This window comes from Lacibacter sp. H407 (assembly GCF_037892605.1).
GTDB lineage: Bacteria > Bacteroidota > Bacteroidia > Chitinophagales > Chitinophagaceae > Lacibacter.
Genome location: NZ_JBBKTU010000001.1, coordinates 4,247,563 through 4,261,974 on the forward strand (window position 1 = coordinate 4,247,563; position 14,412 = coordinate 4,261,974).

At 40.4% G+C, this 14,412-nt stretch carries 12 protein-coding genes and 1 other RNA gene; 11 read left to right on the forward strand and 2 right to left on the reverse strand.

The features are described 5' to 3' along the window. Positions 1 to 28: 28 nt before the first annotated feature. The 10 genes from WG989_RS18220 (at position 29) to WG989_RS18265 (ending at position 12,781) form a co-directional block, all read left to right on the forward strand. Complete coding sequence (locus WG989_RS18220) at positions 29 to 871, forward strand: alpha/beta hydrolase (protein ID WP_340431481.1); 843 nt, start codon at positions 29 to 31, stop codon at positions 869 to 871. Positions 872 to 916: 45 nt separating this feature from the next. Further along, entirely contained in the window at positions 917 to 1,483 is a 567-nt protein-coding gene (locus WG989_RS18225; protein ID WP_340431482.1) for a hypothetical protein, read from the forward strand. Between the two features lie 54 nt (positions 1,484 to 1,537). Further along, positions 1,538 to 3,130: a hypothetical protein gene (locus tag WG989_RS18230; RefSeq protein ID WP_340431483.1), complete on the forward strand. Its 1,593-nt coding sequence runs from the start codon at positions 1,538 to 1,540 to the stop codon at positions 3,128 to 3,130. Between the two features lie 265 nt (positions 3,131 to 3,395). Then, entirely contained in the window at positions 3,396 to 6,005 is a 2,610-nt protein-coding gene (gene topA / locus WG989_RS18235; RefSeq protein ID WP_340431484.1) for a type I DNA topoisomerase, read from the forward strand. 44 nt (positions 6,006 to 6,049) lie between these two features. Further along, on the forward strand, positions 6,050 to 6,304 hold the full coding sequence (locus WG989_RS18240; protein ID WP_340431485.1) for a hypothetical protein: 255 nt from the start codon (positions 6,050 to 6,052) through the stop codon (positions 6,302 to 6,304). Then, positions 6,289 to 6,588 (forward strand): type II toxin-antitoxin system RelE/ParE family toxin, encoded by a 300-nt coding sequence (locus WG989_RS18245; RefSeq protein WP_324231366.1) that lies wholly within the window; start codon positions 6,289 to 6,291, stop codon positions 6,586 to 6,588. Before WG989_RS18240 ends, WG989_RS18245 begins: the two co-directional genes overlap by 16 nt. 132 nt (positions 6,589 to 6,720) lie before the next feature. Next, positions 6,721 to 8,646, forward strand: a complete 1,926-nt coding sequence (locus WG989_RS18250; RefSeq protein WP_340431486.1) for a TonB-dependent receptor plug domain-containing protein — start codon at positions 6,721 to 6,723, stop codon at positions 8,644 to 8,646. A 145-nt stretch (positions 8,647 to 8,791) separates the two neighbouring features. Beyond that, complete coding sequence (amaB, locus tag WG989_RS18255) at positions 8,792 to 10,318, forward strand: L-piperidine-6-carboxylate dehydrogenase (RefSeq protein ID WP_340431487.1); 1,527 nt, start codon at positions 8,792 to 8,794, stop codon at positions 10,316 to 10,318. A gap of 169 nt (positions 10,319 to 10,487) precedes the next feature. Beyond that, entirely contained in the window at positions 10,488 to 12,173 is a 1,686-nt protein-coding gene (locus WG989_RS18260) for a S8 family peptidase (protein WP_340431488.1), read from the forward strand. Between the two features lie 98 nt (positions 12,174 to 12,271). After that, positions 12,272 to 12,781 carry a DinB family protein gene (locus WG989_RS18265; RefSeq protein WP_340431489.1) on the forward strand — a complete coding sequence of 170 codons (510 nt, stop codon included), beginning with the start codon at positions 12,272 to 12,274 and terminating at the stop codon, positions 12,779 to 12,781. 49 nt (positions 12,782 to 12,830) lie between these two features. Here the strand turns inward: WG989_RS18265 and rnpB are convergent. Next, positions 12,831 to 13,207: RNase P RNA component class A (gene rnpB, locus WG989_RS18270), an RNA gene on the reverse strand. Positions 13,208 to 13,285: 78 nt separating this feature from the next. Continuing rightward, on the reverse strand, positions 13,286 to 13,702 hold the full coding sequence (locus WG989_RS18275) for a BrxA/BrxB family bacilliredoxin (RefSeq protein ID WP_340431490.1): 417 nt from the start codon (positions 13,700 to 13,702) through the stop codon (positions 13,286 to 13,288). A 207-nt stretch (positions 13,703 to 13,909) separates the two neighbouring features. Between WG989_RS18275 and WG989_RS18280 the strand changes: the two genes are divergently transcribed. Further along, complete coding sequence (locus tag WG989_RS18280) at positions 13,910 to 14,341, forward strand: Hsp20/alpha crystallin family protein (RefSeq protein WP_340431491.1); 432 nt, start codon at positions 13,910 to 13,912, stop codon at positions 14,339 to 14,341. Positions 14,342 to 14,412: the final 71 nt, after the last annotated feature.

Genomic DNA, 14,412 nt, shown 5'->3' on the forward strand with positions numbered 1-14,412 from the left:
CAACAAAGTAAACCATCCTTTTCAAAAAATGAAACTCGCCCAGCAATTAGTGATTGGTTATTACCGCACCAAACTCAACATCTTTGCGAAATTATCGAAACGCAAAGCAGCAGAAAAAGCATTTGAATTATTCTGCACACCATATACTTCCAATAAAAAGAAGGCACCGGCTGTATTTGAAAAAGCTGAGAAACTGCATTTAAAAGTGGAACAGTACAACCTGGTTGGTTACCGCTGGAATCATCCGCAAACTAAGAAGGCGCTGATCCTGCATGGTTTTTCATCTACCGTAAAAAAGTTCGATCATTTTGTAATGCCGCTGGTGAAGAAAGGGTATGAAGTGATTGCATTTGATGCGCCTGCACATGGCGACAGCAATGGCAAAACGATTAATGTGTATCAATACCGTGATACCATTAAAAAAGTGTACGAACGCTTTGGGCCCATTCATTCCTTTATTGCACATTCATTTGGCGGACTGGCTCTTTCTTTATTTATGGAAGAACAACCTTACCAGGAAAATAAGAAACTGGTATTGATTGCACCAGCTACCGAAACAGAAAGCGCACTCACCAGTTTTGCCGAAGTGCTGAAGATTGATGAGGAAGTAAAAGAAGAAATGCGCAAGATCATTTTTGAAAAGAGCGGACATACCAGCGATAAAATTTCTGTTCGACACGCAGCGAATAAAATTAAAGCAGACGTATTGTGGATTCACGATGAAGACGATGATGTAACCCCATGGGCTGATGCAGAAAAAGTAAAGCAGGATCATCATCCCAATTTTCAGTTCATGCTCACCAAAGGTTTAGGCCACCGACGGATTTACAGGGATAATAAAGTGAAAAAGGCGATTATGGAGTTTTTGTAATTGAAATTACTCATTTTTTTTAAATTGCATTTGATTAACATTTATATGAAAAGCATTTTAGTTATTTTCTTGCTCAGTTGTAATTATTTATATGCACAGAAATTTAAAATAGATCCTGGGGTATCCATACATTCTGGTTTTGGACAGCTCAATCGTTACAATGAAACATTGCCAGTGCATACAGTTTTTGGAGGTTTTCTTTTTTTTCCACGCTACATTTTTAAAGAAAACAACAACGCTTCTTTAAGTATTGGTATTCCTTTATCCATTGGTTTAGGCGAAAGTGAATTTTCAAGTACAAACAAACCCCTTGCAGTTGACATCCCACTGACAATTGACTATAATTTTGGTAAAGGAGCAACACGAGATAGCGATAAAAAAAGAGGTGTTTTTTTGGGGGCTGGTTTTAACTATACTCTTACCAAAATAAGTGCTGTTGCCTATACAACTCCGCCTTGGGATGAATCCGATTTTAATTATTTAAACAGCTATGGTGTTCTTGTTCATGGGGGAGTAAGATTTAGGATTCTTCAGATTCGACTTTCCTACGCCAAAAGTTTTAGCGAAGGCAAATTCAACTTTTTTAGTGCAGGGCTTCTTGGAAGTTTTTAAACCCGAAACATCTTCTTACTTCAACAGTATTGATATACTGCAAAAAACAATCAAATGAAAACAAACTTATTCAGCTTTCTAATTACGGCGTTCTTATTCCCCCAATTATGTGCTCAAACATTTTCGTATGGGGAAAGCAACGAGTTATCAATGGGATTACAATCAGGAATTACAAACCAGATTGGCACTATCGGTGATTCTTATTATGTAATTGAACATAGTTCACCAATTACTTCCAACCCCATTGTGCATATCCGACAAATTGATATAAATACGCTGCTCGTAAAACAGACTGTGAACATTAATAAAATACTTACTGAAAAAATTAAAACCGAATTTGCTGGATTTGGTGACCTAATCGCTATCAAGGATAATATTTACCTTTTTTATTTCAAAGATGACAAGGCAAGCAAGAATATATTTTTTTGTTATGCTCAAGCTCTTGATCAAAATCTTAACCCCGTTGGTAGTCCTGTGAAAGTTTCTAGTATTACATCTGACTACAATACTAAAACAGGATTATTAGTCTCCAGAGACGGCTCAGAATTTGGCAGAGGTTTGAAAGTTGATAACCGGCATAAATTTGGTCTTGCGAAAAATTTCTTTTACACAATCTCACCTGACTCGACGAAAATCGTATTTCTGTCTAATACACCGATTGCAAAGGGAAACAACTATGTCCATTTTTCCATGTTTGATCTCTTGAAGAATGAGATTACTGAACATGAATATGAGATAGAATTGAAAGCAAAAGTGGCTGACCTTACTGATTTTAAAGTTGATAACGACGGTAGCATCTTTTTTTCAACACTATCCTATTCTTCTAAATCATCTGTAACAGATGTAAATACCCCTAGTACTATTGAAGCCTTGCTGCATAAACGATATGCAAAAACAACTGAAAAAGATAAGTCGATTGTTTTATCATTAAACGGGAAACGTATCAATTCTTTGTCCATGGACTTTACATTAAACGGAAAAATGCTGCTTACAGGTGTATATAGTAACAACCCGACTGAATATATAAATCATGGTATTTTTTCATTCATGGTAAATATAGCTGACCTTTCAAATCTCAAAAGCAACACCAGAGAATACCCTGTAGACCTCTTAAAAATATGGTTTGGAGAAAAAGATGAAAAGAAATTAAATGGCCTTGACTTTGTTATTGCACTTTCAAAACCATTGATTGCACCAGATGGCACAGCGTATTACTTTGCACACCGCCTGAAGTTGTTTGAATATACGACTCCTAAATACACTACAATATCAGAAGAATATCGTGGAGCCTTGTTCTACCAAATAAAGCCAAACGGCGAAATTGGCTGGATCGATCTTACTTATCAGGAAAGCAAGAATTACGAAGGCTATACGAGAGTAGGTGGATTTATAACTCTTCTTCATAACAATAATTTCGTGCTTGGATATAATAACCGAATAAAAGGAAAAAGGGGACTTGAATATAGGGTGTACGATTACGATGGTAAGATGACTACCAAGTTCATCCCCTATGATAAAAAATTTGACAACCATAGTCTGATCTCATCAACTTATATCCAAAAAGAGGATAAACACTACTTACTGCTTGCTGATTTAAATGTTATGAGGCTTGTTAAAGAGTTTATACCAATGAAAATAATATTCTGATAATTTAAAGAATAACTCAAATTTCTGTATTCATTTTTTTCAAACAATACAAAAGCTGCACATTTTCTATTCAAAAAAATAGCGCCTCGGTTCGGTTTTTAAAAACCGAACCGAGGCGCTAAAGTTCCACTGATTTTCATCTACTCATCACTCAACTTTTTTCATTAATTGCCCCTCCTGCCGCACTCTTTTCTTGCATTTATCAATCATTTTATAATATTGTGCTGCCGATGTCCCTTAAAAAGCCGGCTTGTGGAACCAACTTATGGCTAAGAATTTATTGATAGTAGAGAGCCCTGCCAAAGCAAAAACGATTGAAAAGATCCTCGGAAAAGACTTCGAGGTGAAGAGTTGCTATGGCCATATCCGTGACCTCGAAAAGGATGAAATGGGTATTGATGTCAACAATAATTTCGAACCCCGTTATATTGTGCCCGATGAAAAGGAACGGGTGGTAAAAGACCTAAAAGCACTGGCAAAAAAAAGTGATGAAGTATGGCTGGCAACGGATGAGGACCGTGAAGGTGAAGCCATCAGCTGGCATTTGTGTGAGGTGCTGGGCCTCGATCCTTACAAAACAAAGCGCATTGTTTTTCATGAAATTACCAAGCCTGCCATCCAGAAAGCAGTGCAAAATCCACGGACCGTTAACATGGATCTTGTGCATGCGCAGCAGGCCCGCAGAATTTTGGATCGGATTGTTGGTTTCGAACTCAGTCCGGTGCTGTGGCGCAAAATGAGCATGCGGAACAACCTCAGCGCAGGCCGTGTACAAAGTGTGGCCGTTCGCTTAATTGCCGAACGTGAACGTGAGATCAATGCATTTACTGCTACTTCTTCCTTCAAAATAGAAGCATTGTTTACTGCCAAAGATTTGAGCGACCGCAATGTGACGTTCAAGGCCGAAGCAAAGAAGCAAAACACGGCAGATGATGCGGAAAAGTTTTTGAACAGTTGCAAGGGTGCTACATATAAAGTAAAAGATATCCAAGTACGTCCCGGTAAAAAATCACCGGCACCTCCTTTCACCACTTCAACCTTACAACAGGAAGCCAGCAGAAAACTTGGCTACTCAGTAAGCCGCACTATGCAGCTTGCACAAAAGTTGTATGAAAGTGGTAAGATCACTTACATGCGTACCGATAGTGTGAGCTTGAGTGATACGGCTCTTGGTGATCTCACACGTACCATAAAAGGTATGTATGGCGACAAGTATCATCAGTTCCGCAAGTTCAAAAACAAAAATGAAAGTGCACAAGAGGCGCATGAAGCCATCCGCCCCACTTACATGGAAAATACAACGGTTGAGGATCAAGATCTACGTCGTTTGTATGAACTCATCTGGAAACGTACCATGGCATCGCAAATGGCTGATGCGGAATTGGAACGTACCACTGCTCTCATTTCTATTTCAAGTAACAATGAAGAATTAAAAGCCGAAGGTGAAGTGTTGAAGTTTGATGGCTTTTTAAAAGTATATCGTGAAGACAAAGATGATGATGATATCAACGAAGATGAAACACAGGAAGGCATGTTGCCACCGTTGGCAGTTGGTCAACAACTACCGCTAAATGAAATGAATGCAACGGAACGTTTCACCCGTCCTGCGCCAAGATATACGGAAGCATCGCTGGTAAAAAAACTGGAAGAGTTGGGTATTGGTCGCCCGTCTACATACGCTCCTACTATTTCAACTGTTTTGAAAAGAGGTTATGTGGAGAAACGTGACAAAGAAGGTGTACGCCGTGATTTCCGTGTGTTACAATTGAAGAACGATGCTGTGAGCAAAAGCATGGAACAGGAAAACACCGGTGCAGAAAAATCGAAACTCTTCCCTACTGATCTTGGTTTGGTGGTAACGGATTTTCTGAAACAGCATTTCGAAAGCATCATGGATTATGGCTTCACTGCACATATTGAAGGTGAGTTTGATGATGTGGCCGAAGGAAAGTTGAAATGGAACACAATGCTGGAGGAATTCTACAGTCCGTTTAAACGTGATGTAGATAACACCATTGAAAATGCTGAACGTATTAAAGGGGAACGTGAATTAGGGATTGATGCTGAAAGCGGTAAAAAGATCGTTGCACGCATGGGACGCTTTGGACCGATGGTGCAGATAGGTGATGTGAGTGATGAAGAAAAACCACGTTTTGCTGCGTTGCGTAAAAATCAAAGTATTGAGACCATCTCCTACGAAGAAGCAATGGATCTGTTCAAACTTCCATTGACGCTGGGTGAATTTGAAGGTGAAGAAGTGAGTGTGAATGTGGGTCGCTTTGGACCGTATGTAAAATTTGGTGAGCAGTTTATTTCTATTCCACGTGGTGAGGAACCATTGGAAATAACAATGGACAGAGCAATAGAACTCATCAAAGAAAAACAAACAGCCGATGCACCTGTTGCCATGTTTGAAAACAAACCGGTAACGAAAGGCAAAGGGCGTTTTGGTCCGTTCATTAAATGGGATGGTTTGTTTATCAATGTACCCAAGCGCTATGATTTCGAAAATCTTTCTGCGAACGACATCAATGAACTGATCGAAGCAAAAGTGGAGAAAGAAGCCAATCGTTTTATTGTGCGCTGGCCCGATGAAAATATTGCAGTTGAGAACGGTCGTTGGGGACCTTTCATCCGCTTTGGTAAAAAGATGCTGAAGATCGATAAAAAGAAAGACGGCGAAAAATATACCACAGAAGAAGTGGCAAAAATGCCGGTGGAAGAGATTAAGAAAATGATCGAAGCACAGATGCCGGGAGCTTTCTCAAAACAAATAAAAGCGGCTGCAAAAAAAGCAGCTACGAAAAAGAAAGCGGCTACGAAGAAGGCTGCCAATAAGAAAGCAGCGCCAAAGAAGGCTGCGAAGAAGAAATAATCGAAAGTCCCGTTAAACGGGACTTTTTTTTTGTAAATTCAACTATGGAAAAGAAAAACATTGAACAACTGAAACAAAAGATTTACGACCAGGTTGCTCAACTACAGGATGAAGTTGCTTTGCAGTTACTCGAAGAAGCAACAGAAGCCTACCTCTCTCCTAATCAGAAAGATATTATTGATGAATTATCTCCTGCGCAGATCGTAAGATTAAATGAAGCAAAACTTCAGGTTGAAAATGCAGAAGTTGTATCGCATGATGCTGTTAAAGCAAAGTCAAGAGAATGGCTTACGAAGTAATATGGACTTTGCATGCAGAGGAAGATTACAGGCAGATTATTTTTTATCTGAAAAATGAATGGTCTGAGACCGTTGCACTACACTTCATCAACACAACAGAAGAAAGAATTGAACGGATTGCTGTTTTTCCTCTTTTAGGCATTGCATCTGAAAAAGATAATTCGATCAGAAGTATTGTTCTCACAAAACACAATAAACTGTACTACCAATTCCTTGAATCAAAAATTTATATTCTCTCATTATTCGACACAAGACAACATCCGGATAAAAATAAGTTTGAGTAATAACAACTATTCAACCGATTGCACGAACTGCCATTTACAATAACGCTCATTCATGAGTATTTTTCATGTAGGAAAATCGGTCATTTACACTTCGACTCCCTATATCTTTGCGGCGATTATAAACCTCAAACGATGAAACTGAGAAAACTTCAACTCATGAGTATTGCTTTCATGGGTTTACTCAACAACAGCTTTGCCCAGGAAAAAGAAATTGAACTCGACCCTATTACTATTACTGCGTCTTTAACTCCGGTAAGCGCTTCAAAGACCGGTCGCAATATTTTAATTATTAAAGGGGATGCACTGCAAAAACTTCCGGTGCAGTCGATCGATGAATTACTGCGGTACGTTCCCGGTGTGGAAGTGCAAAGCCGTGGACCCATGGGTGCACAGGCCGACATTACCATTCGTGGCGGCACCTTTCAACAAGTGTTGGTGATACTCGATGGTATCCGTTTAAATGATCCGCTCACAGGGCATTTCAGCGCCTACATTCCTATCTCTACAGCAGAGATCGATCGTATTGAGGTGTTGAAAGGTGCATCATCTGCTATCTACGGTACAGAAGCTGTGGGTGGTGTTGTGCATATTATCAGCAAAACATTTGCTAATAAAAAACAAACCAACGGCCATAAGATCAATGCTCAATTAACTGCCGGTGATTTTGGTTTATTCAATGCACAAGCCGGTGCATTTATTCATGAAAAGAATACAACAGCATCTGTTGGCGTAATTACCAACAACACAAAAGGACAGCAACTGCGTGGCACAAAAGGTTATTTCAATCTCACTACTATTTCTGCTTCTGTTAAACAAAAGCTTGGTGAAAATACAAGTGTTGCTTACCGCTTTGGTTATGATGACCGTGATTTTAATGCACAGAATTTCTATACAACTTTCTTAAGTGACACAGCAACGGAATCTGTCATCAGTCGCTGGCATCATCTCAAATTCATGCATAAAAAAAATAAACATAGTTTTTCGTTTGATGCTGGGTATAAAGAAGCAAATGATGTGTATCGTTTTCGTAAAGCTGTTAGTGCAAACGTGAACAACTCTTCTTTGCTCCAGGCATTGGCATTGCACGATTATGCGATCAATGATAAATCAACAATAACATCCGGTGTACAATTCATCAGCCGTAAAATTGTTTCGAACGACAGAGGCAACCATGAAGTATCGAATGCAGGTGCATTCGTAGTATTGAATCAAAAGATCGGGAAAGCATTGCAATTGAATCCTGCACTTCGTGTTGACTGGAATGAACGTGCCGGTTGGGAATTAATACCACAACTGAATGCCTCGTATCGTTATGAATCATTACTCTTTCGTGGGAGTATAGGTCGTACTACAAGAGATGGAGATTTCACTGAGCGGTTTAACAACTATCAGCGTAATCCTGTTCCATCAGGACAACGAATTGGTAATCCTGATCTGATATCAGAATCATCGTTGAGTTATGAAGTGGGGGCAGATTATTTTATTACTCCATCATTAAAAATTTCAACCACCTGGTTCGAACGTTTCCAGCAAGACTTGATCGATTACATCTTCACTCCTTATGCAAATATGCCACGCCAGGTGAATCTCGTTCCGGGGGGTAATTATTATCTGGCAAATAATATCGATAAAGTAAATACAACGGGGATTGAAACCGATGTACAATACACACATCAGTTTAGTGATCAGCATTCATTATCCGGCGGACTTGGTTTTGTATGGATGCGTAGCCGCAGCAGTGACACCATTCCTTCTCTCTACGTTTCAAACCATGCAAGAGAACTGATCAATTTTAATATAATGTACCGCTACAAAAAAATTGCAGTTAGTACAAATGGTTTGTTCAAAGCAAGAAGGTCACAACCAATTGCCGCACCGTTTGTGCCCATCAGTACTGATTATTTTATTTTGAATACACGTGTAGATTTCTTTCTCCTGAAAGATAAATTAGGTGTGTTTGTACAGGCCGATAATATTTTCAACCGTCGCTACAGCGATCTGCTCGGCAGCATTATGCCCACACGTTGGGTAATGGGTGGAGTAAAAGTGAACTTATAACATTCATACTGCCTATCTCCTCCCTGGAGGGGCGGCGATTGTTACTGCAAGGAATAATTGAAAGGGGTGGGTTAATAAAACCCACCCCTTCTTTTTATACAAACTAATTTCTTGATATTTGCATTCCATAAAAACGATTGATCGTATGCATGATTTTATTCAACAACTCGGCATCAAAGCACAGAACAGTGGCGTTTCAACAGGCGTAAACTGGTTAGCATCAACAGGTGAATTGATTACCTCCTCCTCTCCTGTTGATGGGAAAACAATTGCTTCAGTTACTTCAGCAGATAAAGCAACTTATGAAACCGTCATTGCAAAAGCACAAGCAGCTTTTGCAGAATGGCGCACATGGCCGGCACCTAAACGTGGTGAAATTGTCCGCCAGATCGGCGAAGCATTACGTGCAAAGAAAGAACCGCTCGGTCGATTGGTTTCGTATGAAATGGGCAAGAGTTTACAGGAAGGTTACGGTGAAGTGCAGGAAATGATCGACATCTGCGATTTCGCAGTTGGTCTGTCACGCCAATTACATGGATTGACCATGCACAGTGAACGTCCTTTGCATCGCATGTATGAGCAATGGCATCCATTAGGTATTGTGGGCATCATCTCTGCATTCAACTTTCCCGTTGCAGTATGGAGCTGGAACACCATGCTGGCATGGATCTGTGGTGATGTGTGCATCTGGAAGCCATCAGAAAAAACACCATTGTGTGGAATTGCGTGTCAGAATATTGTTGCAGAAGTATTTGCAAAAAATAATGTGCCCGAAGGCGTGAGTTGTTTAATTCAAGGCGGCAGGGAAATTGGTGAGTGGATGAGTAACGATCCAAGAGTGCCATTGGTTTCTGCAACGGGAAGTACAAGAATGGGTAAAGCAGTCGGCGCAGCCGTTGGTCAACGTTTGGGCAGAAGTTTATTAGAACTTGGTGGTAACAATGCCATCATCATCAGTGAACATGCTGATCTTAACATTGCTATCCGTGGTGCAGTGTTTGGTGCTGTTGGTACAGCCGGACAACGTTGCACAACAACACGTCGTTTGATTATTCATGAATCAATTTACGATACTGTAAAAGAAAAATTAGTTGCGGCGTATAAACAATTAAACATTGGTGACCCGTTAAATGAAAGCAATCATGTGGGTCCGTTGATTGATACAGATGCCGTGAAAAATTATTTACATGCTATTGAACAATGCAAAGCTGAAGGTGGACATTTCATTGTTAAAGGCGGCGTATTATCAGGTGCAGGTTATGAAAGTGGATGCTATGTAAAGCCATGCATGGCTGAAGCAAAACCAACTTTCAAAATTGTGGGGCACGAAACGTTTGCTCCTATTCTCTATCTCTTGAAATACAAAACCATCGATGAAGCCATCGCCATTCAGAATGGTGTGCCGCAAGGTTTATCATCTTCCATTATGACGCTGAACCTGCGTGAAGCAGAGCAGTTTCTATCAGTTGCCGGCAGCGATTGCGGTATTGCCAATGTAAATATCGGAACAAGCGGTGCTGAGATAGGCGGCGCCTTCGGTGGCGAAAAAGAAACCGGTGGCGGCCGTGAAAGTGGCAGCGATGCCTGGAAAAATTATATGCGCCGGCAAACCAACACGATCAACTATTCAGCAAATCTGCCTCTGGCTCAGGGAATTAAGTTCGATATTTAAGTAAGCGTTAACAGCTATATCCTTTCGTTTTAACGACTAATCAACAGCCGATGTTCAAAAAAGAACGCCGGCTGTTTCACTTAAAAAATTCTGCAAAATGTGGGTAAACGGTATGTTTATTTGCCCAACAAGCTGCAATTTTACAAATCGTTTTAAATCAGAAAAACATATGCAGTTCAACAAATTATTGCTTGTCAGCTCAATCTTTACCCTCTCTGCTACCCTTTCCCTCGCTCAAACTTCCGTAAAAGAAGACCAGTTGAAAGGATGGCACCTGAAAAATCAATCAACTGATGGTTTTTATGGTATCAGCATGGAGCAGGCCTTTGAGTTTGTCAAAAACCGGAAAAGCACAACCATCATTGTAGCAGTTATTGACAGTGGTATTGATACGCTTCACGAAGATCTCAAACCCGTTCTCTGGCGCAACCCGAAAGAGATCCCAAACAATGGTATTGACGATGATAAAAATGGCTATGTAGATGATTATTATGGCTGGAATTTTTTGGGTGGAAAAGATGGTCAGAATGTGAAAGAAGATTCTTACGAAGCAGCACGTTTGTATCATGCACTCAAACCAAAGTATAGTGGTACTGTGGATGAAAGCAAATTATCAGCCATTGAAAAAGAAGAATACCGCATCTTCAAAAAAGCGCAGGGAGATATTGAACACGGTTCAACTGAAGCACAATCGCAAGTATTGTTTCTTCGTTCGCTCTACAATAAGTCATCAATAGCTGACAGTGTGCTGAAAGAAAAATTCAAACCTGAGTATAACGGAAACGATCTGGTGACTTTCAAACCAGCCAACTCAAAAGACGCAGATGCAAAATCTACAATGCTTGCACTGTTCAGGGGTTTTGAAATGATGGATGCAACCAACGATTTTATCATTAAAGAATTCAGCAGCTATTTTAAAGGACAGGAGAAAAAAGCAGAAGCATCACAAATTGCACCGAAAGATTATCGAGGTGAAATTGTAAAAGATAATTACTACGATTTCAACGATCGTTTTTATGGCAACCCTGATGTAATGGCAAGCACACCATTTCACGGTACGCATGTAAGCGGCATTATTGCTGCTGCACGCAACAATGGCATTGGTGTGGATGGTGTAGCAAGCGATGTGCGTATCATGAGCATCCGTGCAGTTCCTGATGGCGATGAGCACGATAAAGACATTGCACTCGCTATCCGCTATGCGGTTGATAACGGTGCCAAGATCATCAATATGAGTTTTGGTAAAAGTTTTTCACCACAAAAGAAATGGGTAGATGATGCCGTACGTTATGCACAAAGCAAAGGTGTATTATTAGTGCATGCTGCAGGTAATGATGGAAAGAATGTTGACAGCACCGAAAACTTCCCCAATCCGAATATTGTAGAAACAAAAATGAAAGCAACCAACTTTATTACAGTGGGCGCAAGTGGCGATCCCAAGACAGGCGGGTTGGCTGCTGATTTCAGCAATTATGGGAAAAAAGAAGTGGATGTATTTGCACCTGGTGTAAAGATCTATTCAACTATTCCCGGTGGCAATACCTATGGTTTTGCACAAGGTACAAGTATGGCAAGCCCTGTGGTAGCAGGCTTAGCCGCTTTTATTCTTTCCTACTATCCTGAACTGAGTGCAGAGCAGGTGAAATATTGTATTGAGAAAGGCGCACAAAATCCAAACATGGAAGTTGTAAAACCTGGAGCTACTATAAAAGAAGATTTTGCAAACTTCAGTCGCACAGGCGGTTTGTTGAATGCATACGAATCTATTAAGATCGCTGCCACATTAAAAGGCGAACGCAAAGTATTAAGCAATCCGGCACCAAAACCGAAAGTGAATAAATCGAAAAAAGGTTAATGATATTCTAAAAGGTCCCGCTGCGAAGCGGGATTTTTTTTAAGTTTACAATAATTGCAGATGTTTGCTGTTACTGTGTTCTAAAAAAACCTTTTCATATGCCAAGACCAACCACGCATGATTATGCTTTGTTCTACCACAATTATGTAATGAATGTGCAGGAAGATGATGTACGTAGTGCATTCGATCAACAATCTTCAGTTCTTGATTCGTTTCTTTCTTCAATCCCTGAGTCAAAAGCTGACCATGCTTATGCCGAGGGCAAATGGACAGTGAAGCAGCTCTTGCAACACATCATCGATGCTGAACGGATTTTCACACACCGTGCATTGTGGTTTGCACGCCATAGCCCTGCCCCTCTTTCCGGCTTTGATGAGAATGAATATGCTGCTGTTGCAGATGTAAGTAAACGCAGCGTTGCTTCATTAGCCGATGAATTAAGAGCCGTACGTAAAAGTTCTGAATTCCTATTCAACAGCTTTACTGATAAAGATCTCAATACAAGCGGCACCGCCAACACACATGCAATAACTGTAAACGCATTAGGTTTTGTTACGCTGGGACATTTCCTTCATCACAAACGAATATTGGAAGAACGTTATCTGTAAACGTTGATAAATGGTCGGGCCCCCGTTGTAACGGGGGCCCGATGTTTAAAAATACTACAAACCTGTAAGCCGGATTTTGTCATATTCACCAATGCTTGCGCAAGGTGAACGGAGCTATCATTTATCTGTCCCACAACTTACGCTGAGGGATCGATCTGCCTACCCTCCGTCATCGAACGAGCCGTTCTCAAGCGACGGTATATGTGGCATTTCAGCACGTAAGGTTTACCCCGCTACAACATTGCTATTGTAACCCGTAGGCTCTTACCCTACGTTTTCACCTTTTCCACACAAGTGTGGTAGTTATTTTCTGTGGCACTTTCTGTTGCTCCTTTCGGAACACCCGGCTCTTCACCGGTACGTTGCTCTGTGCTGTCCGGACTTTCCTCTTCCCGCTAAACGGGAAACGATAGCTTGGCTTGCAGCAACTGCGAAACTACGAAATAAAAATCCCTCAACAGACGGTTGAGGGATCAATTGTATAATACAGAACAGTTGCAACAATTAATTGCAATGCTCTTCAAATGCACTGATGAGGTTCTGTGCGATCATTTGTGCTGGACGACCTTCGATGTTATGACGCTCAATGAAATGAACCAACTGACCATCTTTGAACAAAGCGATGGCTGGTGAACTTGGTGGGTAAGGCAACAAATGCTCACGGATCTTTTTCACTGCATCAATGTCAAAACCTGCAAAGCTTGTCAACAGGTGATCAGGACGCTTACTGCTGTTGTTTACAGCCATCAAAACACCCGGACGGGCACTACCTGCAGCACAACCACACACTGAATTAATGAACACAAGGCTGGTACCTTGCTGTGTTAATGCCGTATCTACTGCGTCTGCTGATAATAATTCATCAAATCCTCCTTCTGTCATTTCACCCTTCATCGGGATTACTATTTCTGCTGGATACATAGTTGAAAGTATTTTAAAATTTATGCAAAGCTACAGGAATTGAAAATTCAATCAGCGAAAAAAGAAATTTTGACACACTTGTTGCAGATAAGTAGACTTTTTGTCGCATTTCTTTTTACAAATCGGAAATCACGGCGTACAAAAACCTGTTGGAATATCCTTTGATGATTGCATACCATTATTAAAAACAATTAAAACTTTAATACTATGACAATGGTAAAATTGCACAGCCCGGTTCAGAAAAACATCAATACTTTTTTTGATGAGTTTTTTAATGAGTTGCCAGCCTTTGGTAAAACAGTCAACAACATTTTTTCGCCTGCAGTAAACATTCTTGAAACTACTGATGCGTATCATCTGGAACTGAATGCTCCCGGGCGCAACAAAGAAGATTTCAACATCAGTGTTGACAAAGGTTTGCTCACCATCAGCTACGAGAAAAAAGAAGAAGCAAAGAATGAAGATGTAAAAGTAGTTCGTCGTGAGTTCAGCTATCAGAGCTTCAAACGCAGCTTTACTGTAGATGATAAAATTAATGCAGAAGCCATTCAGGCCAAGTACGAAAATGGTTTGCTGAAACTTTATCTTCCAAAAAAAGCAGAAGAAAAACAACCCGTGAAAACAATCAGTATTCAGTAATGATTTCTATATAGCTTGTTTTATAGCAGTTGGTTTTGGTTATCCCCCGTTGTTTTTACAATGGGGTTTTT

Excerpts from the sequence above, each read along its gene's own strand:
- WG989_RS18280 (WP_340431491.1), top strand. The coding sequence starts at position 13,910 with ATGACAATGGTAAAATTGCACAGCCCGGTTCAGAAAAACATCAATACT.
- WG989_RS18225 (WP_340431482.1), top strand. The coding sequence starts at position 917 with ATGAAAAGCATTTTAGTTATTTTCTTGCTCAGTTGTAATTATTTATAT.
- WG989_RS18250 (WP_340431486.1), top strand. The coding sequence starts at position 6,721 with ATGAAACTGAGAAAACTTCAACTCATGAGTATTGCTTTCATGGGTTTA.
- WG989_RS18230 (WP_340431483.1), top strand. The coding sequence starts at position 1,538 with ATGAAAACAAACTTATTCAGCTTTCTAATTACGGCGTTCTTATTCCCC.
- topA (WP_340431484.1), top strand. The coding sequence starts at position 3,396 with ATGGCTAAGAATTTATTGATAGTAGAGAGCCCTGCCAAAGCAAAAACG.
- WG989_RS18265 (WP_340431489.1), top strand. The coding sequence starts at position 12,272 with ATGCCAAGACCAACCACGCATGATTATGCTTTGTTCTACCACAATTAT.
- WG989_RS18240 (WP_340431485.1), top strand. The coding sequence starts at position 6,050 with ATGGAAAAGAAAAACATTGAACAACTGAAACAAAAGATTTACGACCAG.
- amaB (WP_340431487.1), top strand. The coding sequence starts at position 8,792 with ATGCATGATTTTATTCAACAACTCGGCATCAAAGCACAGAACAGTGGC.
- WG989_RS18220 (WP_340431481.1), top strand. The coding sequence starts at position 29 with ATGAAACTCGCCCAGCAATTAGTGATTGGTTATTACCGCACCAAACTC.
- WG989_RS18275 (WP_340431490.1), bottom strand. The coding sequence starts at position 13,702 with ATGTATCCAGCAGAAATAGTAATCCCGATGAAGGGTGAAATGACAGAA.
- WG989_RS18260 (WP_340431488.1), top strand. The coding sequence starts at position 10,488 with ATGCAGTTCAACAAATTATTGCTTGTCAGCTCAATCTTTACCCTCTCT.
- WG989_RS18245 (WP_324231366.1), top strand. The coding sequence starts at position 6,289 with ATGGCTTACGAAGTAATATGGACTTTGCATGCAGAGGAAGATTACAGG.